General features: G+C 73.7%; 22 protein-coding genes. 16 read left to right on the forward strand and 6 right to left on the reverse strand.

Features of this window, described 5'->3' with window-relative positions; genetic code table 11:
* The first annotated feature begins 57 nt into the window (after positions 1–57).
* From HLA93_RS18290 to HLA93_RS18305, 4 genes are all read left to right on the forward strand, one after another.
* On the forward strand, positions 58–693 hold the full coding sequence (locus tag HLA93_RS18290; RefSeq protein WP_222195869.1) for a DUF6518 family protein: 636 nt from the start codon (positions 58–60) through the stop codon (positions 691–693).
* Positions 694–735: 42 nt separating this feature from the next.
* Positions 736–1611, forward strand: coding sequence for a formyltetrahydrofolate deformylase (gene purU / locus HLA93_RS18295; protein ID WP_222195870.1), 876 nt, complete (start codon positions 736–738; stop codon positions 1609–1611).
* Between the two features lie 111 nt (positions 1612–1722).
* Positions 1723–2208 (forward strand): Fur family transcriptional regulator, encoded by a 486-nt coding sequence (locus tag HLA93_RS18300; protein ID WP_222195871.1) that lies wholly within the window; start codon positions 1723–1725, stop codon positions 2206–2208.
* On the forward strand, positions 2205–3869 hold the full coding sequence (locus tag HLA93_RS18305; RefSeq protein WP_222195872.1) for a catalase: 1665 nt from the start codon (positions 2205–2207) through the stop codon (positions 3867–3869). The genes HLA93_RS18300 and HLA93_RS18305 overlap by 4 nt, the downstream gene beginning before the upstream one ends.
* A 76-nt stretch (positions 3870–3945) precedes the next feature.
* Here HLA93_RS18305 and HLA93_RS18310 read toward each other — a convergent pair whose 3' ends face one another.
* Positions 3946–5199 carry an FAD-binding oxidoreductase gene (locus HLA93_RS18310; protein WP_222195873.1) on the reverse strand — a complete coding sequence of 418 codons (1254 nt, stop codon included), beginning with the start codon at positions 5197–5199 and terminating at the stop codon, positions 3946–3948.
* Positions 5200–5350: 151 nt separating this feature from the next.
* Here HLA93_RS18310 and HLA93_RS18315 point away from each other — a divergent pair, with 151 nt between their 5' ends.
* Positions 5351–5950: a carboxymuconolactone decarboxylase family protein gene (locus HLA93_RS18315; RefSeq protein ID WP_222195874.1), complete on the forward strand. Its 600-nt coding sequence runs from the start codon at positions 5351–5353 to the stop codon at positions 5948–5950.
* Positions 5951–5972: 22 nt separating this feature from the next.
* Here HLA93_RS18315 and HLA93_RS18320 read toward each other — a convergent pair whose 3' ends face one another.
* Together HLA93_RS18320 and HLA93_RS18325 are read right to left on the reverse strand one after the other, a co-directional pair.
* Entirely contained in the window at positions 5973–6926 is a 954-nt protein-coding gene (locus tag HLA93_RS18320; RefSeq protein ID WP_222195875.1) for a proteasome assembly chaperone family protein, read from the reverse strand.
* A gap of 88 nt (positions 6927–7014) precedes the next feature.
* Positions 7015–8292 carry an AI-2E family transporter gene (locus HLA93_RS18325; protein ID WP_222195876.1) on the reverse strand — a complete coding sequence of 426 codons (1278 nt, stop codon included), beginning with the start codon at positions 8290–8292 and terminating at the stop codon, positions 7015–7017.
* Between the two features lie 116 nt (positions 8293–8408).
* Between HLA93_RS18325 and HLA93_RS18330 the strand changes: the two genes are divergently transcribed.
* The 4 genes from HLA93_RS18330 (at position 8409) to HLA93_RS22120 (ending at position 11114) form a co-directional block, all read left to right on the forward strand.
* Positions 8409–8873, forward strand: coding sequence for a PPOX class F420-dependent oxidoreductase (locus tag HLA93_RS18330; RefSeq protein WP_222195877.1), 465 nt, complete (start codon positions 8409–8411; stop codon positions 8871–8873).
* A gap of 56 nt (positions 8874–8929) precedes the next feature.
* Positions 8930–9514, forward strand: a complete 585-nt coding sequence (locus tag HLA93_RS18335) for a hypothetical protein (protein WP_222195878.1) — start codon at positions 8930–8932, stop codon at positions 9512–9514.
* A gap of 88 nt (positions 9515–9602) precedes the next feature.
* Complete coding sequence (locus HLA93_RS18340) at positions 9603–10124, forward strand: hypothetical protein (RefSeq protein ID WP_222195879.1); 522 nt, start codon at positions 9603–9605, stop codon at positions 10122–10124.
* Between the two features lie 132 nt (positions 10125–10256).
* Complete coding sequence (locus HLA93_RS22120) at positions 10257–11114, forward strand: endonuclease domain-containing protein (RefSeq protein ID WP_222195880.1); 858 nt, start codon at positions 10257–10259, stop codon at positions 11112–11114.
* A gap of 94 nt (positions 11115–11208) precedes the next feature.
* Here the strand turns inward: HLA93_RS22120 and HLA93_RS18350 are convergent, their stop codons facing one another.
* On the reverse strand, positions 11209–12753 hold the full coding sequence (locus HLA93_RS18350; protein ID WP_222195881.1) for a helix-turn-helix domain-containing protein: 1545 nt from the start codon (positions 12751–12753) through the stop codon (positions 11209–11211).
* A gap of 75 nt (positions 12754–12828) precedes the next feature.
* Here HLA93_RS18350 and HLA93_RS18355 point away from each other — a divergent pair, with 75 nt between their 5' ends.
* The 4 genes from HLA93_RS18355 to HLA93_RS18370 all read left to right on the forward strand — a co-directional run bounded on the left by HLA93_RS18355 (position 12829) and on the right by HLA93_RS18370 (position 15011).
* A complete protein-coding gene (locus HLA93_RS18355; protein ID WP_222195882.1) occupies positions 12829–13044 on the forward strand; it encodes a hypothetical protein in 216 nt (71 codons plus the stop codon).
* A gap of 84 nt (positions 13045–13128) precedes the next feature.
* A complete protein-coding gene (locus HLA93_RS18360; protein WP_308128233.1) occupies positions 13129–13740 on the forward strand; it encodes a hypothetical protein in 612 nt (203 codons plus the stop codon).
* A 45-nt stretch (positions 13741–13785) separates the two neighbouring features.
* A complete protein-coding gene (locus HLA93_RS18365) occupies positions 13786–14538 on the forward strand; it encodes a dienelactone hydrolase family protein (RefSeq protein WP_222195883.1) in 753 nt (250 codons plus the stop codon).
* A gap of 62 nt (positions 14539–14600) precedes the next feature.
* Positions 14601–15011: an ankyrin repeat domain-containing protein gene (locus HLA93_RS18370; protein ID WP_222195884.1), complete on the forward strand. Its 411-nt coding sequence runs from the start codon at positions 14601–14603 to the stop codon at positions 15009–15011.
* Positions 15012–15027: 16 nt separating this feature from the next.
* Here the strand turns inward: HLA93_RS18370 and HLA93_RS18375 are convergent, their stop codons facing one another.
* Positions 15028–15597: a MarR family winged helix-turn-helix transcriptional regulator gene (locus HLA93_RS18375; RefSeq protein ID WP_222195885.1), complete on the reverse strand. Its 570-nt coding sequence runs from the start codon at positions 15595–15597 to the stop codon at positions 15028–15030.
* Between the two features lie 90 nt (positions 15598–15687).
* Between HLA93_RS18375 and HLA93_RS18380 the strand changes: the two genes are divergently transcribed.
* Positions 15688–18846, forward strand: coding sequence for an efflux RND transporter permease subunit (locus HLA93_RS18380; RefSeq protein WP_222195886.1), 3159 nt, complete (start codon positions 15688–15690; stop codon positions 18844–18846).
* A 64-nt stretch (positions 18847–18910) separates the two neighbouring features.
* Here HLA93_RS18380 and HLA93_RS18385 read toward each other — a convergent pair whose 3' ends face one another.
* Positions 18911–20308: an MFS transporter gene (locus HLA93_RS18385; protein ID WP_308128234.1), complete on the reverse strand. Its 1398-nt coding sequence runs from the start codon at positions 20306–20308 to the stop codon at positions 18911–18913.
* Between the two features lie 109 nt (positions 20309–20417).
* On the opposite strand from HLA93_RS18385, the gene HLA93_RS18390 reads away from it, so the two are divergent.
* Together HLA93_RS18390 and HLA93_RS18395 are read left to right on the forward strand one after the other, a co-directional pair.
* On the forward strand, positions 20418–21725 hold the full coding sequence (locus tag HLA93_RS18390) for an alpha-amylase family glycosyl hydrolase (RefSeq protein ID WP_222195887.1): 1308 nt from the start codon (positions 20418–20420) through the stop codon (positions 21723–21725).
* Positions 21726–21894: 169 nt separating this feature from the next.
* Entirely contained in the window at positions 21895–23244 is a 1350-nt protein-coding gene (locus HLA93_RS18395; protein WP_222195888.1) for an MFS transporter, read from the forward strand.
* Position 23245 lies beyond the last annotated feature (1 nt).

Below are 23245 nucleotides of genomic sequence, written 5' to 3' on the forward strand. Positions count from 1 at the left end.
GCGGATCAGACCGCGGGCCGATGTGCCCGGTGCTCTCGCACCGGCACGATCGACGGCGTGATCGACATCGCTGCCCGTCCCGCCCCGGCGCCCGCTGCGCCCGTCCGCTGGTGGCTGCCGCTGGCCGTGCTGGTGCTCGGCGTCGGCGGCGGCGTGCTGACCGAGTGGGCGCAGGGCGTGCTGCCCGACCCGTGGGGGGCATGGGCCAACTCGGTGGCCGCCTGGTGCCTGGTCGCCTTCCTCGTCGGCGCGCTCAGCGGGGGAGCGCGGACCGCGGTCGCCGCCGCGGTCGCCACCGAGCTGCTCCTGGTGGGCAGCTACTACGCGGCCCAGTCGGTGCAGCAGCTGCCGGTCAACGGGGTCACGGTGGTCGAGTGGCTGGTGGCCGGGGTGGTGGCCGGCGTCGTCTTCGGGACGGCCGGGCGCTGGTGGCGGCAGGGCAGTGGCCGGCGGGCGACGGCCGGGGTGGCGGTGGTCGGTGGCGTGCTGGTCATGGAGGGTCTCTACCGGGCGGTCCGCTTCCCGTGGCAGGGCAGCTCCGGGGTGGTCATGGTCGTGGCCGGGGTGGTCCTCGCCCTGCTGCTGAGCCGGTCCTGGCGGCAGCGGGCGCTGGTGGCCGGGCTGCTGGCCGCCGTCGTCCCGCTCGGCTGGCTGGCGACCGAGCTGGTCAACGCGGCGCTGGCCGCACACTGACACCCCGCAGGTCGCGCTGGGCCGCTCTGGGACGATCTGCGCATGTCAGCGCCTCGTGACCCCCGCACCGCCGACCTGGGGCGGCTGGTCGTCCGTTGCCCCGACCGGCCCGGGATCGTCGCGGCGCTCTCCGGGCTGATGGCGCAGGTGGGGGCCAACATCACCGAGTCCCAGCAGCACTCCTCGGACCCGTCGGGCGGCACGTTCACCCTGCGGCTGGAGTTCGTCCTCGCCGACCTGGCCGGCCGCCGCGCCGAGCTGGAGGCGGCGCTGGCCGGCCTGGCGGGGGAGTGGCAGCTCACCTGGCGGCTGACCGAGGCGGCGCACACCCCACGGCTGGCGGTGTTCGTCTCACGCACCGACCACGTGCTGCAGGAGCTGCTCTACCGGGTGGGCTCGGGCGACCTGCGGGCCGAGATCGCCGCGGTGGTCTCCAACCACCCCGACCTTGAGCCGGTGGCCCGGGCGCACGGCGTGCCCTTCCACCACGTGCCGGTCACCCCGGACACCAAGGACGCCGCCGAGGCCCGCGCCCTGGAGCTGATCGGCGACGTCGACCTGGTGGTGCTGGCGCGGTACATGCAGATCGTGTCGCCGGACTTCTGCAGCCGGTTCCCCGAACGGCTGATCAACATCCACCACAGCTTCCTGCCGGCCTTCGTCGGCGCGAACCCCTACCAGGCGGCGCACGACCGCGGCGTGAAGCTGATCGGCGCGACCGCGCACTACGTGACCGCGGAGCTGGACGCCGGCCCGATCATCGAGCAGGAGGTCGCCCGGGTCGACCACCGCGCGACGGTTGACGACATGCGCCGGATCGGCCGTTACGTCGAGCGCCAGGTGCTCGCGCAGGCGGTGACCTGGCACGTGGAGGACCGGGTCGTCGTCGAGGGCGACCGCACCATCGTCTTCGGCTGAGCCACCGGCTCGGCGTGGACCCTGCGACGGGGTCGACGGGGTCACTCGTCAGGTGGTGTTCACCTGCTCTTGATTTGACTGGATCAAAACAACAGGGTTGACTCGTCCGCGATGGAGACGACCTGGGAGACCGAGCTGCGCACGGCCGGGCTGCGTGTCACGCGGCCCCGGCTGTCGGTGCTCGGGGTGCTCGCCGAGCACCCGCACGTCGACGCCGACACGATCGCCACCGCTGCCCGCACCGTCCACCCCTCGATCTCGCCGCAGGCGGTCTACGGGGTGCTCAAGGCGCTGGTCGGTGGCGGCCTCGCCCGCCGGATCGAGCCGGCCGGTGGACCGGCGCTGTACGAGCTGCGGGTCGGCGACAACCACCACCACCTGGTCTGCCGGGGGTGCGGGGTGGTCGCCGACGTCGACTGCGTCGTGGGGCAGGCGCCCTGCCTGTCGCCCTCGGAGACGGCGGGCTTCGCCGTCGACGAGGCCGAGGTCGTCTTCTGGGGACTCTGCGCGGACTGCCAGGTCGCGCGCAGGACGCACGGTTACGGAACGAACAGCACCACCGAGAACAGTGCAATCGAAGAGGGAGTGGGAGCATGACCGACGTCGCATCGCAGGGCCCGGCAGCCAGTGAGGCTGACCGGCCGGTCCTGACCAACCGTCAGGGACACCCGGTCTACGACAACCAGAACCAGCGCACGGTGGGCTCGCGTGGCCCGGCCACGCTGGAGAACTACCAGTTCCTCGAGAAGATCAGCCACTTCGACCGGGAGCGCATCCCGGAGCGCGTGGTGCACGCCCGCGGCGCCACCGCCTTCGGCGTCTTCGTCGCCGACGGCACCGTCGGTGACGAGCCGATCAGCAAGTACACCCGGGCCAAGCTGTTCCAGGAGAAGGGCAAGGAGACCCCGGTCGCCCTGCGCTTCTCCACCGTCGCCGGTGGCCGTGACTCCTCCGAGGCGGCGCGTGACCCGCGCGGCTTCGCGGTGAAGTTCTACACCGAGGACGGCAACTGGGACCTCGTCGGCAACAACCTGGGTGTCTTCTTCATCCGGGACGCCATCAAGTTCCCCGACTTCATCCACTCGCAGAAGCCCGACCCGGTCAACTTCGACCGGCAGGTGCCCAACCGGGTGTTCGACTTCTGGTCGCAGTCGCCCGAGGCGATGCACATGATCACGCTGGTGCTGAGCCCGCGTGGCCTGCCCTCCAGCTACCGCTTCATGCAGGGCTTCGGCGTGAACACCTACAAGTGGGTCAACGCCGCCGGTGAGACCAAGCTGGTCAAGTACCACTGGCTGCCGAAGCAGGGCGTGAAGTCCTGGACCGCGGCCGACGCCGAGGTGGCACAGGGCAAGGAACTGGGCGTGCACACGAAGGACCTCTACGAGGCCATCGAGCGCGGCGAGTACCCGTCCTGGGACCTGCACGTCCAGCTGATGGACGACCACGAGCACCCCGAGCTGGACTTCGACCCGCTCGACGACACCAAGACCTGGCCGGAGAACGACTTCCCGCTGCGCAAGGTCGGCACCATGACGCTGAACCGCACGCCGCAGGACTTCTTCACCGAGAGCGAGCAGATCGCCTTCGGCACCGGTGTGCTGGTCGACGGGCTGGACTTCTCCGACGACAAGATGCTGGTCGGCCGGACGTTCTCCTACTCCGACACCCAGCGTTACCGGGTCGGCCCGAACTACCTGCAGCTGCCGGTGAACGCCCCCAAGACCCGGGTCGCCACCAACCAGCGCGACGGGGCGATGGCCTACGGCGTGGACCGCGCCGAGGGCACCAACCCGCACGTCAACTACGAGCCGTCGATCACCGGCGGCCTGCGTGAGGCCGAGTACCCCACGCACGACGAGCAGGGCCCGGAGATCACCGGCCGGCTCACCCGCAAGCGGATCGCCCGCACCGACGACTACACGCAGGCCGGCCAGCGGTACCTGCTGTCGGAGCAGTGGGAGAAGGACGACCTGGTGGCCAACCTGATCGACGGCCTCTCCCAGTGCGACCGCCCGATCCAGGAGCGGATGGTCTGGCACCTGTTCATGGCCGAGGACGAGCTGGGTCAGCGCGTCGGCGAGGGCCTGGGCATCAGCGCGGACGACGTCCGGGGCCTGCCGCCGCTGCAGAGCCAGACGCTGACCGAGGCGGAGCTGCAGCGTGCGGCCAACCTCGGGAAGAACGGTCCCCGCGACGTGACCGGCCTGGTGATGACGCACTGCGTGCCCAACGAGCACGAGGTCCTCACCCGCTGAGCCGACCGCTCAGCAGTACCGCCTGCGGGCCGCGACCGGACTCCGGTCGCGGCCCGCAGTGCCGTGCGGCCGGCCGTCAGGCCTGCGCGGCGACCGCCTCACCGGTGCCCGGGGCGGGCTCGGTGGCCAGGTCGGCCTGCCAGAGGTCGGGGCCGAAGACCTCGTACTGGATGTCCCGACCCGGCACGCCCCGGTCGATCAGCGCGCTGCGCACCGCCCGCATGAACGGCAGCGGCCCGCACAGGTAGTACGCCGCCCCCTCGGGCAGGTCGACCCGGTCCAGGTCCATCGCCCCGGCGTGCACCCCGTCGACGGGCAGGCTGCCGTGCGCGCCGCGCTCGTAGAAGACGTGCGCGGTGGCGCCTTCGAGCCGGCGGACGTCGTCGAGCACCTGGTGCCGCAGGGCGAAGGACTCCTCGTCGAGGTCGGCGTGCAGCAGCGTGATCGGCAGGTGCGACCCGGCCGCGGTCAGGTGCGAGAGCATGCCGGCCATCGGGGTGATCCCGATCCCGGCGCTGGCGAAGACCACCGGCCGCCCGGAGTCGTCGAGCACGACGTCGCCGAACGGCACCGACAGGGTGAGCACGTCACCCACCTGCACCTGGTCGCACAGCAGGTTGGACACCTCGCCCGCCGGCTCGTCCCCGCCGCGCACCCGCTTGACCGAGAACTGGCGGTGCTCGCCGTCGTCGGCGCGGGTGAGGCTGTACTGCCGCGGCTGGTGCACACCGTCGGGCATCCGCACCTTCACCGACACGTACTGGCCGGGCAGTGACGCCTTGACCGGCCGGTCGTCGACCCGCTTGACCCGGAAGGTGACGACGTCGGCGGTCTCCTCGATCTTCTCGGCGACCTGCCACTCCCGCCAGACCGTCTCCGGGCGCACCCCGCGGGCACTGTAGAGGCCGCGCTCCATGTTGATCAGCGCGTAGGCCATCAGCCAGTAGACCTCGTCCCAGGCGGCCGCGACCTCGGGCGTGACCGCGTCGCCGAGCACGTCGACGATCGCCCAGAACAGGTGGTCGTGCACCACCTCGTACTGCTCGGGGGTGATGCCCAGGGAGACGTGCTTGTGCGCGATCCGCACCAGCAGCTTCTCGGGCACCTGCTCGGGGTCCTTCACCAGCGCGCTGGCGAAGACGGCGACCGAGCCGGCCAGGGCGACCTGCTGGGTGCCCTCGGCCTGGTTGCCCCGGTTGAAGGTGCCGTCCAGCAGCTCCGGGTGCTCGCCGAAGAGGTGGGCGTAGAAGCGTCGGGCGATCTCCTCGATGTGCTCGGCGACGACCGGCAGGGTCGCCTCGATGACCGGACGTGATCGATCGGACAGCATGTGGCTCCTCGGGTGCGGGTGTGCCGGGTCCCCGCCGGTCGGTCGGCGGGGCGTCCCGAGTCTCGCCCAGGCGACCCCGGGACGCAGGTCCGCCCGGGGCGGACCTGCTGGCCCTACGCTGCCGGCACCCAGCGAGGGCGGAGGCCGGCAGATGAGCTGGATCGACACACCGGTGGAGTCGCCGGCCACGAGCACGGCGGCGCAGGCCCACACGTCGGGGGAGGCCGCGCCGGGAGCGGTGCCCAACCACGCCCGGGTGTTCGCCCAGCGGCCGGCGGTCCTCGCGGCGTGGCAGCAGCTGAACGCGGCCGTCAAGGCGGGCATGGACCCGCGCCGGTACGAGCTGGCCACCGTGGCGGCGGCCGTGCGGATGCGGTGCAGCTACTGCGCCCTGGCGCACGGGCAGGTCCTCGCCGAGCAGCACCTGGGGGCCGAGGCGGTCGTGGCGATGGTCCGGGACCCGCGGTCGGCCGGGCTGTCCGCCACCGAGCTGGCCGTCGTGGAGCTGGCCGACCAGGTGGCCGCCGGGGCCGCGGCGATGACCGAGGCCGACGTCGCCCGGGCCCGGGCCGCGGGGCTGAGTGACGGGGACGTGCTGGACGTCGTGCTGGCCGCCGCCGCCCGGCTGTTCTTCAGCAGCGTGCTGGACGCGGTGGGCGCGTTGCCGGACGGGTCCTACGCCGCCCTCCCCGCTCACCTGCGGGACGCGCTCACCGTCGGCCGGCCGATCGAGTCGGACGAGCCGCGCTGACCGGGGCAGGCCGTCCCCCCCCTCAGTCGGTGGGGCGGTCGCCGTCCTGCTCGGCCAGGAACTGCTCGATCTGCGCGCCGAGCTCCTCACCGCTGGGCATCTGCCCGCCGAAGCCGAGCAGCCCGGTGTCGTCGCGGGAAGCGGTGAACGAGTCGAACTGCTCCTCCAGTCGGGCGACGACGGCGGTGTTCTCGCTGCTGCGGGCGATCTGCTCGTCGACCTCGGTGCGGTGGGCCTCGGCGGCCTCCCGCAGGGTCTCGGTGGGCACGTGCAGCCCGGTCAGCCGCTCCAGGTGCTCGAGCAGGGTCAGCGAGGCGGCCGGGTAGGTGGCCTGCGCCAGGTAGTGCGGCACGTGGGCGGCCACGCCGAGCGCGTCGACCCCGGCCTCGCCCAGCCGCAGCTCCAGCAGGGCGCCGACGCTGCCGGGGATGCGCATCTCGCCCCAGTAGACGGGGTAGGACTCGATCAGCTGTCGCCGGGTGGCGTGCGCGGTGACCGTCACCGGCCGGGTGTGCGGCACCGGCATGCCGATGGCGTGCAGCGCGATCACCGTGGTGACGCCGAGCCGCTCGACCAGCTGGAGCACTGCGGCCACGAACCGTTCCCAGGCGTGGTCGGGCTCGGCGCCGTGCAGCAGCAGGAACGGCGTCCCGGCGTCGTCCTCGAGCACGTGCAGCGTGATCTCCGGGGAGCTGATCGACTCGTACCGGTCGCCGGAGAAGACCATCCGCGGCCGGTGGCCGCGGTAGTCGACCAGCGCGTCGGCGTCGAAACGGGCGACCAGCTGTGCCGGCAGCGTGTCCAGCAGGTGCGCACCGGTGAGGGCGCCGGCGTGCGCGGCGTCGAACTCCCCGGCCAGGTCGTGCACGAGCACCAGGCCGCGGCGCTCCTCGGGTGAGCCGACCGCGGCCTCTCGGGCCAGCAGCTGGTCGGCTGCGGGGAGCAGCTCGACCAGGTCCTCCGGTCGCTGCGGCACGGGGTGTCCTCCTGATGACGAACGGGCTACGTGGACTCCAGCCTTGCAGGAGGCCGGCGCATTCCCATCGTCCCCCGGTCGGGGGAGATCAGTCGGCGCGCTGCTCCCCGGCCGGCTCGCGCACCAGCTGGGTGCCCTCGCCGTCCGGGGCCAGTTGCCGTCGCGTCCCGTCGTCGTCCACCTCGGGGTGGTTGCCGTCGAGCACGTCCCGGCCGTAGCGGTAGGCGACCGCGATCAGCGCGGCGACCGGCACGGCCAGGAACGCCCCGATGATGCCGAAGAGGTTCGCGCCGGCGGTCACCGCGAGGATGACGACGGCGGCGTGCAAGTTGAGCCCACGACCCTGCAGGATCGGCTGCAGCACGTTCCCCTCGATCTGCTGCACCACGATGATCAGGCCGAGCACGATCAGCGCCGTGGTCAGGCCGCTGTCCACCAGGGCGATCAGGACGGCGAAACCACCGGCCACGAAGGCGCCGATGATCGGGATGAAGGCGCCGAAGAAGGTGAGCACCGCCAGCGGCAGCACCAGCGGCACGCCCAGGACCAGCAGCCCCACGCCGATGAAGAAGGCGTCCACGAACCCGACGATGGCCTGCTGGCGGATGAACTCCGAGAGGGTGCGCCAGGTCTTCTGGGACAGGGAGGCGACGTGCGGTGCGGCCTGCGGGCCGGTCTGCGCCGCCAGCCACGGCACCCACTTCGGCCCGTCCTTGAGGAAGAAGAAGGTGAGCACCAGCGCCAGCACGAGGTTGATCAGCAGGTTGCCGATGGTGGTGGCCGTGGTCACCGCGTAGCCGGCGATGTTCTGGGCGTTGTTCTGGATCGAGTCGATGACCGAGTCGACGGCGCTGCCGATCTGCTCGTCGTCGATGTTGAACGGCGGGCCCGACAGGTACTCCTGGACCTGCTCCAGCCCCTGGGTGACCCCGTCGGCCACCTCCTCGACCTGCCCGATCACCTGCGGTGCGATGACCGCGATGACCCCGCCGAATGCCCCCAGGAAGAGCAGCAGCACGACGAGCGCGGCCAGCGCCGGTGGCCAGGAGTGGTGCCGCAGGAAGCGGGTGATCGGCCAGAGCACCGTGGTGAACAGCAGGCCGAGCACCACCGGCAGCAGCACCACCCACAGGATGCCGAGGACCCGCCCGATGATGATCAGGGCGATGACGATCAGGATCAGCTCGGCCGAGGCGATCGCCACCCGCCGGGTCGCGCTCTGCAGCCGCTGGGCGCGCTCGGGGCCGGGTACCGGCGCGTGCGTGACGTCGGTGCTCGGATCGGGGCCACCGACCACGGCGGTGCTCGCGCCGGAGCCCTCGTCGGCAGGAGCGTCGGCGGTCTCGGCCGGGCGTTCGTCGGACATGGGTCGATCCCAACACACCGGGGGCCTGCGCACCGACCGGCAGCGGTGGGGGAGGGCGTCGGGTGTGTCACGGTTTACCGGGGGAGTTCGTCGTCCCCTCGTCGTAGGTTCAGGGCATGCCGAAGACCGCCACCGCTGACCGGGTCGACCGCGACCAGCTGATCGAGTTCGTCCGCCCCCGCCACAAGGCCCTGCTGCAGACGCGGCGGGGCGACGGCAGCCCGCAGCTGTCGCCGGTCACCTGCGGGGTGGACGAGCAGGGCCGCATCGTCATCTCCACCTATCCGCAACGGGCCAAGGTGGTCAACGCCCGCCGGGACCCGCAGGTGTCCCTCTGCGTCCTCTCCGACGACTTCGACGGGCCGTGGGTGCAGGTAGACGGCCAGGCCGAGGTGCTCGACCTGCCGGCAGCGCTGGACCCGCTGGTCGACTACTTCCGGTCGATCAGCGGGGAGCACCCCGACTGGGCGGAGTACCGCGCCGCGATGCAGCGGCAGGGCAAGTCGCTGCTGCGGGTCACGATCGAGCGCTGGGGCCCGGTCGCCACCGGGGGCTTCCCGCCGGAGCTGGCCACCTCCTGACGACACGCCAAGCCCCAGACCTTGCTCTTTGCCATGCAAGGTGCTGCACTTGCTCGGTGCCCTTCGTGCTGACCGTCGACCAACGCGGCAGTCGCCGGGGCCCCGATCGCGTGCCCGCTGCGCTGCGCACCCTGGCCGGCATGCCCGTGGTGCTGCCCTTCGAGCGCACCGCCGGTGACGAGTTCCAGGGGGTCGTCGACGACCCGGCCGTCGTGGTCGAGGTGGTCCGCCGGCTGGTCCGGGACGGTGGGTGGAGCGTGGGCGTGGGTGCCGGGCCGGTGCACAGGCCGTTGCCGCGGAGCACCCGTGCCGGGTCCGGTGCGGCCTTCGTCGCCGCCCGCGGAGCCGTCGAGGCCGCCAAGCGCCGCCCCGTGCGGGTGGCCGTGCGCGGCGGCGCGGCCGAGTCGGCGGCCGACGCGCAGGCGGTCCTCACCGCGCTGGCGGTGCTGGTCGAGCGGCGCAGCGACCAGGCGTGGGAGGCGATCGAACTGGTGGAGGCCGGCCGCACCCAGGCCGAGGCGGCCGCGGAGCTGGGGGTGACCCGGCAGGCGGTGGGCCAGCGGCTGGCGGCCGGGCTGTGGGAGGTCGAGCGGGACCTGCGCCCGACCGCGGCCCGGCTGCTCGCCCGGGTCCTGGCATGAGCCCCGCCGTGGTCCCGGCAGGGGGCGCGTCCTGGTCCTGGGACGAGCCTCGTGATGGCCTGTCCCCGGCCCTGGCTCCGGTCCGGGCATGAGCGTCGCGACGCTCGGCCTGCTGGCCGCCCTCGTGACCGTCGGCGCGGCGCTCACCCCGCACAGCGACACCCGTCGGGGCGGGGTCGGGGCGGTTTTCCTGGTGGCGGTGCTCGGGGCTGCCGCGGTCCTCGCACTGGCCACCGGCCGGGTGGGGGACTGGGTGGAGACCACCGGCGCGGTGCTCGCGGTCGGCGCCGCGGCCCTCGGCGGCGGGCCGATCGCCACCGCGGTGCTGCGCGCGGCCGACCCCGACCGGGGTCCCTCCCGGCAGGGCGCCTCCGACCCCGAGGTGCTGCGGGGCGGCACCTGGATCGGCGTGCTGGAACGCACCGCGATCGCCGCCACCGTGCTGGCCGGGTTCCCGGAGGGGCTCGCCGTCCTGATCGCCGTGAAGGGCCTGGGCCGGTTCAACGAGCTCAAGGCGCCGGTCGCCTCGGAGCGCTTCATCATCGGCACCCTCGCCAGCGGCCTCTGGGCCCTCGCCTGCGTCGGCGTCGCCCTCCTCCTCCGCAGCTAGCGCCCCCTTTCCTGCCGTGTTCGCCAACATGGCCGCCTCTGGTGGGCCTCTTTCCGGCCATGTTGGCCAACATGGCCGGTGCCTGTGGACGGCGGGAGCGGGCTGCTGGCCGGTTCGGCCAGGCTCCGTCCCGTGTCCGGTCGATTGCTGCCAGGGGTGTTCGTCGGGAGTCATGCCGTCGCGGCGGGTCTGCTCACCCGGCGCCAGTTGCGTGAGCGCAGCTATCGGCGGCTCGTGCACGGCGTCTACGCCGACCCGGGACTGGAGTTCGACCACCGACTGCGCTGCGCCGGCGTCGCCCTGCTCCTGCCCCCAGGCGCAGCAGTGGCCGGGCACTCTGCGGCCGCCTGGCACGGGGCACCCTTCGCCAGGCCGCACGAGCCGGTCTCGGTCGTCCGGCCGCGGGGCGTCCTGTGGCAGGGGCCGCGCGACGTCCGCGTCCATCAGGCCGACCTGTCACCGGCGGACGTCGAGTGGCACGACGACGTCCCGGTGACCTCCGCGGTGCGGACGGCGTGGGACGTCGTCGCCTGGGAGCCGCTGGGCACCGCCGTCGCCGCCCTCGACGCCATGGTCCGCAGCGGCGCCCTGGTCCTGAGCGCGCTGCAGGCGGTGGCGGCCGAAGGGGCCGGGCGCAAGGGCGTCGTCCGGGTCAGGCGGGCAGCCGGGTTGGTGGACCCGCGGGCCGAGTCCGCCCCGGAGTCCCGGGTGCGGGTCGCGTTCGTGCTGGCCGGGCTCGCGCCCGTGCCGCAGTACGAGGTCCGGGACCGCGGCAGCTTCCTGGCCCGGGTCGACCTGGCCTTCCCGGAGCACCGGCTCGCGGTCGAGTACGAGGGTGCCCACCACTTCGACGGCACGCAGATTGTCCGGGACGACGCGCGCATCGCCCGGCTCGAGGCGGCGGGGTGGCGCGTGCTCCGGCTCAGCGCCGTCGACCTACGGGACCTCGACGCCGTCGTCGCCCGCGTGCGCGCCGCGCTCGCCCGCTGACCCGCCCGCCCTGCCGGCCATGTTGGCCAACATGGCCGGGTGAGGGGCGGGTCCTCCCCGGCCATGTTCGCCAACATGGCCGGGGAGGGGGTCGTCAGTCGGTGAAGACCTCGATCTGGGCGCCCATCTCCACCAGGCGCTCGTAGAGCTGCTCGTAGCCGCGGGCGATGATGTCGACGTTGCGCAGCACCGAGGAGCCCTTGGCCGCGAGCATCGCCAGCAGGATGCAGACCGCCGGGCGCAGCGCGGGCGGGCAGACGATCTCCGCGCCCGACCACCGGGTCGGCCCGGACACCAGGACGCGGTGCGGGTCCAGCAGCCGGACGTCGGCGCCCAACCGGGTGAGGTCGGACAGGTGGATCGCCCGGTTGTCGTAGACCCAGTCGTGGATCACCGTCTCGCCGGTCGCGGTCGCCGCGATCACCGCGAAGAACGGCAGGTTGTCGATGTTCAGCCCCGGGAACGGCATCGGGTGCACCTTGTCGATCGGCGCCCGCAGCTGGGAGGGGTGGATGGTGATGTCGACCAGCCGGGTGCGGCCGTTGTCGGCCGGGTACTCCGGTGACAGCTCGTAGCGCAGGCCCATCTCGGTGAGGGTGGCCAGCTCGATCTCCAGGAACTCGATCGGCGCGCGCCGCACGGTGAGCTCGGAGCTGGTGACGATGCCCGCGGTGAGCAGGCTCATCGCCTCGACCGGGTCCTCGCTGATCGTGTAGTCGACGTCGGCGTCGAGCACCGGCCGGCCGGTGACCACCAGCGTCGTCGTCCCGAAGCCGGCGATCTGGACGCCGAGCTTCTCCAGGTACAGGCAGAGGTCCTGGACCATGTAGTTCGGGCTGGCGTTGCGGATCGTCGTGGTGCCGTCGTGCCGGGCCGCGGCCAGCAGGGCGTTCTCGGTGACGGTGTCGCCGCGCTCGGTCAGCACGATGGTGAGGTCCCGGCCGTCGACGCGGGTGACGCTGGCGTGGTACTCGCCGGCGTGCGCCTCGACGTCCAGGCCGAAGGGGCGCAGCGCGATCATGTGGGGCTGCACGGTGCGGGTGCCCAGGTTGCAGCCGCCGGCGTAGGGCAGCTCGAAGGTGTCCGCCCGGTGCAGCAGCGGGCCCAGGAACATGATGATGCTGCGGGTGCGCCGGGCGGCGTCGGCGTTGATCGCGGTCAGGTCCAGCTGGTCGGGGACCAGCAGGGTGAGGTCCCGGCCGGCGTCGTCCCAGGTGGCCGAGACGCCGATGGAGGTCAGGACGTCGAGGATCCGGTCGACCTCCACGATCCGGGAGACGTTGCGCAGCGTCGTCCGGCCGCGGTTGAGCAGCGAGGCGCACAGCAGCGCGACGGCGGCGTTCTTCGACGACTTGACCGTGACGCTGCCCGACAGCGGGGTGCCGCCGCTGACCCGCAGGTGGGTGGGGCCGGTGCGGCCGACGGTGATGAGCTCGCTCTCCAGCGCGGCGGACAGCCGGCCGAGCAGCTCCAGGGTCAGGTTCTGGTTGCCCTGCTCGATGCGCGCGACTGCGCTCTGGCTGGTGCCGAGCCGTTCGGCGAGCTGGGCCTGGGTGAGGCCGTGGTGCCGGCGCGCGTCGCGCACCAGGCCGCCGATCTGGCGGAGGGACTGGCCGGTGGCTTCCTCGGTGAGCGTCATCGCCGGGCAGGATATCTCACAGATGAGATGCGGACGGAACTGGCGCGGAGGACGAGCGGGCGGCCACGATGCGGCATGGGGATCTTCTGGGCGGCGATCGTGCTCCTGCTGGCCGGCCTGCTCGTCGCGGGCTGGGTCATGGACCGCGCCGTCCGGCGGCGTGGCTCGCGGGTCGTCCACCACTCCGAGATCTGGCGGGAGGTCCGGGAGGGCAACCGGGACGCCCGGGTCGCCGACCCGCGGGTGAGGGACACCTCCTGGACCAGCTGGAACCGCCGCAACCGGAGCTGAGATCCGGACCGCCCGCATGCCGGTGCGGGGGACAACCGACATGATGGACGGGCCGTTCCCGGCCCCGTCTGCGAGGAGATCCCCGTGTCCGACACCCCGGCACCGACCGGTTCCGTTGCTCATCCCGAGCTGCTGGCCGTCTACCTCAACGACCACCTGGCGTCCTCCACCGGCGGCATCGAGCTGGTCAGCCGGATGATCGGGGTGCACCGCGGCGGCCCGCACGAGGCGGGGCTGCGGCAGCTGCTCGAGGAGCTGCGCGAGGAGAAGTCCGCGCTGGACGGGCAGATGCGCACGCTCGGCATCGCGGTGCGGCAGTACAAGCAGGCCGGGGTGTGGCTGGCCGAGAAGGCCAGCCGGCTCAAGTTCAACGGCCACCTGCTCAGCCGGTCGCCGCTCAGCGACCTGGTGGAGTTCGAGTTCCTGGCCTCGGCCGTGCGCGGCAAGCGCAGCGGCTTCGAGACACTGCGGATCGCCGCGACCGTGGACAGCCGGATCGACGCCGCGCTGCTCGACGGGCTGATCCAGCAGGCCAACCGTCAGCACGACTGGCTCACCGAGGTGCGCCGGGACGTCGCCGCCGCCGTCTTCGGCGGCGACCCGGGGGCACCGGACGCCGCGGCCGACGGCGGCAACGGCGACGGCGGTGGCGGCGATGACGACGGCACCGGCGGCCGAGGAGCCGACCGCGGCTGAGCCCCGCCGCTGCGCGGGGCGGACAGCGGCGGTAGACACGTGGCCATGTGCCACGACCACGACAGCCGCCCGCCCGCCCCGCCGCGCTCCGGCGACGTCACCGAGCGCGGCACCCTCACGCTCACCGCCGCCGACGGCAACCGGCTGTCCGCCGCCTACGCCGCGCCGGCCGCCGAGCCGCGGGCCGGCGTCGTCCTGCTGCCGGACATCCGCGGGCTGCACCCCTACTACGTGGCGCTGGCCGAGCGGTTCGCCGAGGCCGGCCTGCCGGCGGTGGCCATCGACTGGTTCGGCCGGACGGCGGGGATCGCCGAGACCGGCACCCGCGCGGAGGACTTCGACTGGCAGACGCACATCCCGCAGACCACGCCGGCCGGCGTCGACACCGACACCACCGCCGCGATCGAGTACCTGCGCAGCCGCACCCGGCCGGACCTGCCGGTGGTCACCGTCGGCTTCTGCTTCGGCGGCAGCCACGCCTGGCGCCAGTCGGCCGGGCCGCTGGACCTGGCCGGCACCGTCGGCTTCTACGGTCGGCCGAGCCTGGTCGGGGACGCAGCTTCCGGGGCCCGCAAGCCGGTCGTGATGATCATCGCCGGTGCGGACACCGCCACCCCGGTGGAGGAGCAGCTCCAGCTGGCCGCCACGATGCGGGCCGCCGGCGCGGACGTGGACGACGTGGTCTACGAGGGCGCACCGCACTCGTTCTTCGACCGGGCGTACGGCGAGTGGGCGGAGGCCTGCCAGGACGCCTGGCGGCACGTGCTCGCCCTCACCGACCGGGTCGCCGCCGGCTGAGCTCCACCCGTCCGGGGCACTGCCGGGCGCCGCCCGCCGCCGGCCGACCTACCCTCGACCTCGTGAGCGAGCAGCAGCAGCAGGGACCGGCCGAGCCCATCGAGCAGGGCGTCCTCGACCTGGCCGCGCGGGTGTTCGACCTGGCCCGCGGCGGGGCGACCGCCGAGCTCGTGGAGTACCTGGACGCCGGGGTGCCGGCGAACCTGACCAACCACAAGGGCGACACCCTGCTGATCCTGGCCGCCTACCACGGCCACCCGGAGACGGTGCGCGCCCTGCTGGAGCGCGGGGCCGACCACGGCCGGATCAACGACCGGGGGCAGACCCCGCTGGCCGCCGCCGTCTTCAAGCAGTCCGCCGAGACGGTGCAGGCGCTGGTCGCCGCCGGAGCCGACCCGGACGCCGGGCAACCCAGCGCGCGGGCCACCGCGCAGTTCTTCGACCTGCCGGAGATGGCCGCGCTGCTGGGCTGAGCCTGATCGCGGGCGCTCAGCCCTGGGCGCGCAGCACCCGGAGCAGGCCGGTCAGTCCGCGGCGGAGCGCGTCGAGCTCGTCGGGGTCCAGTGCCTGCAGCACCGTGGCGTCGGTCTCGACGTCGGCGGCCATCAACCGCCGCACCACCCGGACGCCGTCCCGGGTGGGGGAGAGGACCTTGCCGCGGCCGTCCCGGGTGTCCGGTGACCGGTCGACCATGCCGGCCCGCACCAGCCGGTCGACCAGGCCGGTGGTGGTCGCCGGGCTGACCCCGAGCAGCTCGCTGAGCAGCAGTGGCGTCGCCGAGCCCTCGACGACCAGGAACGTCAGGCAGCGCAGTTGCTGCAGGGTGAGCGGGGTGTCCAGCAGCGGCTCCAGCCGCCGCCGCATGCCGTGGTCGCCCACCTCCGCGCCCAACCGCAGCACGGCCTGGACGTCGGCGGGCAGCTCGCGCCAGTGCGCCGGCCACTCCTCCGGCACGGCGCAGCCGGCCGCGGGGACGGCGTCGGCGTCCACCGGTCCGTCGTCGGTCGTTCGCCCGGGCGTTGCGTGGGGGCCCACCTCGCCGTCGGGGTGCGTCGACATGCTGCCTCCTCCGGGGAACTCTCGACCCCAGACGGTAGTTTGCTCCACGCAAACTATCCCCCCGACCGGCTCCCGGGCCGTGGAGGAAGCGTGTCCCGTCTCGCCGTCCTGTCCCTGCGCAACCGAGCCCTGGTCGCGCTGGCGACCATCGCCGTGCTCGTGTTCGGCCTCATCTCGGCGGGGTCGCTGAAGCAGGAGCTCATCCCGAGCCTGCAGATCCCCGCAGCCGCCGTGGTCGCCGCCCAGCCCGGCGCCTCGCCCGACGTGGTGGAGCGCCAGGTCGTACAGCCACTGGAACAGGCGATCGGCACGGTGGACGGCGTGGTCGCCACCACCTCCACGGCCAGCACGGGGCTCGCGACGGTCACCGTCGAGCTGGAGTACGGCTCGGACATCGACCGGGCCACCGCCGCGCTGCAGACCGCGGTCAGCCGGGTGCAGGCCCAGCTCCCGGCCGACGTCGAGCCGCAGGTGCTCGCCGGGTCACTGGCCGACCTCCCGGTCGTCCAGCTGGCCATCGCAGCGCCGGGGGACACCGCAGCGCCGGGGGGCACCGCAGCGCCGGGGGGCACCGCCGCGCTCTCCGACCGGATCGAGGCATCCGTCGTCCCGTTGTTCGAGCAGGTCGAGGGCGTCCGTGACGTGACGGTCACCGGAGCCAGCGAGCCCCGGGTGCAGATCACGCTCGACCAGGCCGCTCTCGCCGCCGCCGGGGTCTCGCCGGCCGCGGTCTCCACCGTGCTGGAGGAGAACGGCGTGGTGCTGCCGGCCGGCACGGTGACCGAGGGCGAGCAGTCCCTCCCGGTGCAGGCCGGGGACCGGCTGACCTCGGTGGAGGAGCTCCGCGCGCTCCCGTTGAGCGGCGCCGGTGGCGCGGTCGTCGCACTGGGCGACGTCGCCACGGTGGAGCTGGGTGAGGCGCCGGCGACGTCCTACTCGCGGGTCGACGGCCAGCCGGCGCTCTCGGTCGGGCTCACCCAGACCCCCGACGGCAACACCGTCGACATCTCGCACGCAGTCGAGGAGCTGCTGCCGCAGGTGCGGGAGCTGCTGGGTGAGGGCAGCACGGTGGCCGTGGTGTTCGACCAGGCGCCGTTCATCGAGGAGTCGATCGAGGGCCTGGCCACCGAGGGTGGGCTCGGGCTGCTGTTCGCCCTGGTCGTGATCCTGGTGTTCCTGGCCTCGGTGCGGTCCACGCTGATCTCCGCGGTGTCGATCCCGGTGTCGCTGTGCGTCACCTTCATCGGCCTGCAGGTGGCCGGCTTCTCGCTGAACATCCTCACCCTGGGCGCGCTGACCGTCTCGATCGGCCGGGTGGTCGACGACTCCATCGTGGTCATCGAGAACATCAAGCGGCACCTGTCCTACGGCGAGGCGCGCACCAAGGCCATCCTCGGCGGTGTCCGTGAGGTGGCCGGGGCGATCACCTCCTCCACCATCGCCACCGCGGCGGTCTTCCTGCCGATCGCGCTGGTCGGCGGCCTGGTCGGTGAGCTGTTCCGGCCCTTCGCGCTCACCGTCGCCATCGCCCTGCTCGCCTCGCTGGTCGTCTCGCTGACCATCGTCCCGGTCATCGCCTCGGGGTTCCTGAAGGCACCGGAGACCGACCGGGAGGACACCGCGGAGGTGGCCCGCGAGCGGGAGGCAGCCGAGGCGGCCGAGCGGCGCACCTGGTTGCAGCGGCTGTACGTACCGGCGCTGCGCGGCGTGCTGGCGCACCGTCGCTGGACCGTCGCCGGTGCGCTGGCCGTCTTCGTCGGCACCCTGGCGCTCACCCCGCTGCTGCAGACCAACTTCATCGGCGACGCCGGCGAGGACACCGTCACCGTCACCGCCGCCTACCCGGCCGGCACCAGCCTGGCCGCCCAGGACGAGCGGGCCCGGGTGCTGGAGAGCGCGCTCGGTGAGCTCGCCGGGGTGGAGACGGTGCAGACCACGGTGGGCTCGGCCGGCGGGTTCGCCGCCTTCAACGGCGGCGGTGGCACGCCCACGGCCACCTTCGCGCTGACCTTGACCGAGGACGGCGACCCCGAGGCGACCCGCGAGGAGATCCGGGACGTCGCGCAGGAGCTCGAGGACGTCGGCGAGGTCACCGTGGCCGCCGCCGGCTCCGGGTTCGGCAGCTCGACGGTCGACGTCCTCGTGCAGGCCGCCGACGCCGACGTGCTGGCCGAGGCCGCCGACCAGGTGCAGCAGGCGGTGTCCGAGGTGCCCGGGGCGACCGACGTCACCAACGACCTGTCGGCCGGGCTGCCGGTCGTGCAGGTGGACGTCGACCCGGTCGCGGCGGCGCAGGCCGGGCTGACCGCGGCGCAGGTTACCCAGACCCTCGCCGGGCTCACCAACGCCGTCCCGCTCGGGGAGATCGACGTCGACGACGCGAGCACCCCGGTGTACCTCGACCCGGTGCAGGCCCCGGAGACCGTGGAGCAGCTGCGCGCGGTCGTCCTGCCGACGGCCGGCGGGCCGGTGCCGCTGACCTCGCTGGCCACCGTGGCGGAGGTGCAGGCGCCCAGCTCGATCAGCCGGGTCGACGGCGAGCGCAGTGCGACCGTGTCGGCGACCCCGGCCGACGCCGACCTCGGTTCGCTGACCACCGCGCTGCAGTCGGCGATCGACGAGCTGGACCTGCCGGCCGGCGCCGAGGTCTCCATCGGCGGCGTCGCCGCTGACCAGAGCGAGGCCTTCGCCGACCTGGGGCTGGCGTTGGTGATCGCCATCGTGATCGTCTACCTGGTGATGGTGGCGACCTTCCGCAGCCTGGCCCAGCCGTTCATCCTGCTGGTCTCGGTGCCGTTCGCCGCGACCGGTGCGCTGCTGATGCTGCTGGTCACCGGCACCCCGCTGGGCGTGCCCGCGCTGATCGGCGTGCTGATGCTCATCGGCATCGTGGTGACCAACGCGATCGTGCTGATCGACCTGGTCAACCAGTACCGGCAGCAGGGGCTGCCGCTGGCCGAGGCGGTCAGCGAGGGCGCCCGCAAGCGACTGCGGCCGATCGTGATGACGGCCGCGGCCACGGTGCTGGCGCTGACCCCGATGGCGTTCGGGCTGACCGGTGGCGGGGTGTTCATCTCCCAGCCGCTGGCCCTGGTGGTGATCGGCGGGCTGATCAGCTCGACGGTGCTCACCCTGCTGCTGGTCCCGGTGCTCTACACCGCGCTGGAGACCCGTCGCGAACGCCGCGCGGCCAAGCGCGCGGGCAAGGCGGAGCGTCCGGCCGAGCCCGCTGAGCTGCAGCCGGCCTGAGGTCGAGTGCGCAGTCCCGGTCGCCCGGCGCGGCGTGTCCGCGCGCGCCGGCGACCGGAACTGCTCACTCGGCGCTGCGTGGGATCCGGGTCGGCAGGAGGGCGGTGAGCAGCCCGAGGGCCAGGCAGGCGGCGGCGCCGGTCAGGCCGATGGCGGTGTACCCGCTGCTGGGTGGGAACGCCGCGCCGGCCGGGGTCACCGCCTCCAGCACGGTGGCGCTGAGCGCGCTGCCGAGGGCGAAGCCGATGTAGCGGAGCACCTGGTTCAGGCTCATCGCGCTGCCGGTCTCCCCGGCAGGGACGGCGGCGACGATCAGCCCGGGCAGCGCCGCGAACACCGTGCCGACGCCGAAGCCGGCCACCGCCATCGCGGCGAACAGCTGCCACAGGTCGTCCCGGACGAACGCGAACAGCAGCTCGCCAGCCCCCAGCACCGCCGCGCCGACCGGCAGCACCAGCCGCGGCCCGCCGTACCGGTCGAGCCGGCGGGCGACCCGGCTGGCGGTGAAGCTGGCCAGCGAGAACGGCAGCAGCACCAGGCCGGCGACCACGATCGAGGTGCCGAACCCGTAGCCGGTCGACGCCGGCTCCTGGGCCAGCCGGGGCACCGAGGAGAGCAGCAGGTAGTTGGCCAGGCCGACCAGCAGGGCGGCGCCGTGCGCGGTGGCGGCGTCGCGGCCGCGGGCCAGCCGCAGGTCGACCAGCGGCGCCGCGGCGCGCAGCTGCCAGACCGCCCAGGCGACGAGGCTCACCAGGGCGACGGCGAACAGCCCCAGCACGCCGGGGGAGGTCCAGCCCCACGTCTCGCCCTCACCCAGGGCGAGCAGACCGGTGGCCAGGGCGGTGCCCAGCAGGACGGCGCCGGCGACGTCCAGCCGGCGGGGCGCCACCTCGGGCGACGGCGGGTAGACCACCGCGGCGGCGGCCAGGGCCAGTGCGCTGGCTCCGGCGCCGAACCAGAAGGCGGCGTGCACCCCGCCGAGCTCGGCGATCGCGCCGGTGAGCGGGTAGCCCAGGCCGACCCCGGCCGCGACGGTGACCGACAGCGCCGCCACGGTCGAGCGGGAGCGCTCGCCGGTCAGCGCGGTGCGGGCGGTGGCGATGGCCAGCGGGGTCAGCCCGAGGCCCAGCCCCTGCAGCGCCCGGCCGGCGACCAGCCAGCCCAGCCCCAGCGGCAGGGCGGCCAGCACGTTGCCGGCCAGCACCACGGCCAGGACGACGAGGACGACGGTCCGCCGGTGCCGCCCGTCACCGAGCCGGCCGATCACCGGGGTCGCCACCGCACCGACGAGCAGGGTCACGGTCAGCGACCACTGGGCGCTGCTGACCGGGACGTCGTTGGCCTCCGCGATCGCCGGGATCAGCGGTGCGCCCAGGCTGCTGATGACCGCGACCAGCATGGCCAGGAAGAGCAGCACCGGCACGAGCGCGGGCCGGGCCGGGGGAGCGAGAGGCGAGGTCACGCCGACCGACGATAGTTGCGGACTGCACCATGCCCGGGGCGCGGCTCCCGTCCAGCGGCCGGTGGGTAGCGTCGCCGTCGTCGGGGGCTGTCGATCGCGAGGGAGCGGGATGCCGGACTGGGTGCAGGACGCGGTGTGGTGGCACGTCTACCCGCTGGGCTTCGTGGGTGCCGAACGGGAGGCGACCGACGTCGTCACGCACCGGCTGGACCGGCTCACCGCCTGGCTGGACTACGCGGTCGAGCTGGGCGCCAACGGCCTGGCCCTTGGCCCGGTGTTCGCCTCGAGCACGCACGGCTACGACACCGTCGACCACGGCCGGATCGACCCGCGGCTCGGTGACGACGCCGACTTCGACGAGCTGGTGGCCGCCGCCCACGACCGAGGTCTGCGGGTGCTGCTCGACGGGGTGTTCAACCACGTCGGCCGCGAGCACCCGGCGTTCCAGGCGGTCGTCGACCGCGGGCCCGACGCGCCCTCGGCGGCCTGGTTCCGGCTGCGCTGGCCCGATGGCTGGGAGCCCGGCGTCGTCCCGGAGTACGACACCTTCGAGGGCCACGGCCAGCTGGTCGCGCTGGACCACTCCGCGCCCGTGGTCGCCGACTGGGTGACCGAGGTGATGACCCACTGGCTGGACCGCGGCGCCGACGGCTGGCGGCTCGACGCCGCCTACGCCGTCCCGACGTCGTTCTGGGCGACCGTGCTGCCCCGGGTGCGCGAGCGGCACCCCGACGCCTACCTGGTCGGTGAGGTCATCCACGGCGACTACGCGCAGGTGGTGCGGGAGTCGACGATGGACGCGGTCACCCAGTACGAGCTGTGGAAGGCCATCTGGAGCTCGCTCAACGACGGCAACCTGCACGAGCTGGCCCACGCCCTCGGCCGGCACGACGGCTTCCTGGACACGTTCGTGCCGCTGACCTTCGTCGGCAACCACGACGTCACCCGGATCGCCAGCCGGCTGGACGACGCCCGGCACCTGCCGCACGCGCTGGCCGTGCTGTTCACCGTCGGCGGCACCCCCTCGGTCTACGCCGGCGACGAGCAGGCGTTCACCGGGGTGAAGGAGGACCGGGCCGGCGGGGACGACGCCGTCCGGCCCCCGTTCCCCGACTCACCGGCCGAGCTGGCCCCCTTCGGCGAGCCCACCCGCCGGCTGCACCAGGAGCTGATCGGGCTGCGCCGCCGGCACCGCTGGCTGCACACCGCCCGCACCGCCCCGCTGCACCGGGACAACCGGCAGTTCAGCTACGCGGTGTCGGGGGAGGGGCAGCGGCTGGTGGTGGCGCTGAACCTCGCTGACACCGAGGCGACCGTGCCGGCGGCCGGGGCGGGCGAGGTGCTGGCCGGGCAGGCGACGGTGCGCCGCGACGCCGTCCTGCTGGAGCCGCACGGCTGGGCCGTGCTCGCGGGCTGACCCCCGCGGCCATGGTGGCCGACACGGCCGGGACGGACGCGGCCATGTTGGCCAACATGGCTGGGACGGACGGGCGTTCGCCCGGCGCGTCGGGCGGGGACACGCGGCGGTGAGGGATCTCACCGGGGATCGGGGAAGAGCTGACCGACGGCGGGCGTCGTCCCTGTACGTGACCGAACCAGCGATCCGGACGCCGTCCCGCGCCTACGTGATCTGGCTGATCGGCCTGGTCGCCTACGCCGTGGCCATCTTCCACCGCGCCTCCCTCGGCGTGGCCGGGGTGGAGGCGCAGGAGCGGTTCTCCGCCGGGGCGTCGGCGATCTCGCTGTTCCTGGTGCTGCAGCTGGCGGTGTACGCCGGGCTGCAGGTGCCGGTCGGGGTGGCGCTGGACCGGTTCGGCTCCCGCCGGATGATCGTCGCCGGCGCGGTGACCATGGCGGTCGGCCAGTTGGTGCTGGCGCTGGCCGACAGCGTGCCCACCGCGATCGCCGCCCGGGTGCTGGTCGGCGCCGGTGACGCGATGACCTTCATCAGCGTGCTGCGGCTGGTGCCGCTGTGGTTCCCCGGCCGCGCCGTGCCGGTGGTGACCCAGCTGACCGGGATCCTCGGCCAGGTCGGGCAGATCGTGGCCGCCTACCCGCTGGTCGCGCTGCTGCACTCGGCCGGCTGGACGCCGACGTTCCTCGGTGCGGCCGCGGTCGGCGTGCTGGTGGGCGTGCTGGTGCTGGTCGCGCTGCGCGACTCCCCGCCCGGCACGCCGGCGCCGACGGTCGCCGGGATGGACGCGGTGCGGCAGAACCTGGCCGCCGCCTGGCGGGAGCCGGGCACCCGGATAGGCCTCTACACCCACCTGGTCACCCAGTTCTCCGGCACCGTCTTCGCGCTGCTGTGGGGCTATCCGTTCCTGACCGTCGGCCAGGGCCTGTCCGCCGGGACGGCGGCCGCGCTGCTCACCCTGCTGGTGCTGGTCGGGATGGCGTTCGGGCCGCTGCTGGGCCGGCTGGTGGGCCGGTGGCCGCTGCGCCGGTCCAACCTGGTGTTCGGCATCCTCGCCGTCACCGCCGTCATCTGGACGGTGGTGCTGCTGTGGCCGGGCCGGGCGCCGCTGTGGCTGCTCGTCGTGCTGGTGCTGGTGCTGGGCACCAACGGCCCCGGGTCGATGATCGGGTTCGACTACGCGCGCACCGAGAACCCGGTCGAGCGGTCCGGCAGCGCCACCGGCGTGGTCAACGTCGGCGGCTTCGTCGCCTCGCTGTGCACCGTGCTGGCCATCGGCTTCGTGCTCGACGCGCTCACCCCGGGCAGCTCCACCGACTACTCGCTGGACGCGTTCCGGGCGGCGTTCGCGGTGCAGTACGTGTTCTGGGCGATCGGGCTGGTCGGGGTGGTCCGCCACCGGCGCCAGCTGCGGGCGCGGATGGCCCGGGACGGCGTCGTCCTGGTGCCGCTGGTGACCGCGGCCCGCGCCCGGCTGCGGGGCGGGTCGGCCTACCCGACGACGCCGCGCCAGGACGGCTGAC

Source organism: Modestobacter italicus, assembly GCF_019799965.1.
GTDB lineage: Bacteria > Actinomycetota > Actinomycetes > Mycobacteriales > Geodermatophilaceae > Modestobacter > Modestobacter italicus_A.

Excerpts from the sequence above, each read along its gene's own strand:
- HLA93_RS18365 (WP_222195883.1), top strand. The coding sequence starts at position 13,786 with ATGTGCCACGACCACGACAGCCGCCCGCCCGCCCCGCCGCGCTCCGGC.
- HLA93_RS18310 (WP_222195873.1), bottom strand. The coding sequence starts at position 5,199 with ATGCTGTCCGATCGATCACGTCCGGTCATCGAGGCGACCCTGCCGGTC.
- HLA93_RS18350 (WP_222195881.1), bottom strand. The coding sequence starts at position 12,753 with ATGACGCTCACCGAGGAAGCCACCGGCCAGTCCCTCCGCCAGATCGGC.
- HLA93_RS18330 (WP_222195877.1), top strand. The coding sequence starts at position 8,409 with ATGCCGAAGACCGCCACCGCTGACCGGGTCGACCGCGACCAGCTGATC.
- HLA93_RS18375 (WP_222195885.1), bottom strand. The coding sequence starts at position 15,597 with ATGTCGACGCACCCCGACGGCGAGGTGGGCCCCCACGCAACGCCCGGG.
- HLA93_RS18325 (WP_222195876.1), bottom strand. The coding sequence starts at position 8,292 with ATGTCCGACGAACGCCCGGCCGAGACCGCCGACGCTCCTGCCGACGAG.
- HLA93_RS18355 (WP_222195882.1), top strand. The coding sequence starts at position 12,829 with ATGGGGATCTTCTGGGCGGCGATCGTGCTCCTGCTGGCCGGCCTGCTC.
- HLA93_RS18300 (WP_222195871.1), top strand. The coding sequence starts at position 1,723 with ATGGAGACGACCTGGGAGACCGAGCTGCGCACGGCCGGGCTGCGTGTC.
- purU (WP_222195870.1), top strand. The coding sequence starts at position 736 with ATGTCAGCGCCTCGTGACCCCCGCACCGCCGACCTGGGGCGGCTGGTC.
- HLA93_RS18315 (WP_222195874.1), top strand. The coding sequence starts at position 5,351 with ATGAGCTGGATCGACACACCGGTGGAGTCGCCGGCCACGAGCACGGCG.
- HLA93_RS18340 (WP_222195879.1), top strand. The coding sequence starts at position 9,603 with ATGAGCGTCGCGACGCTCGGCCTGCTGGCCGCCCTCGTGACCGTCGGC.
- HLA93_RS18305 (WP_222195872.1), top strand. The coding sequence starts at position 2,205 with ATGACCGACGTCGCATCGCAGGGCCCGGCAGCCAGTGAGGCTGACCGG.
- HLA93_RS18390 (WP_222195887.1), top strand. The coding sequence starts at position 20,418 with ATGCCGGACTGGGTGCAGGACGCGGTGTGGTGGCACGTCTACCCGCTG.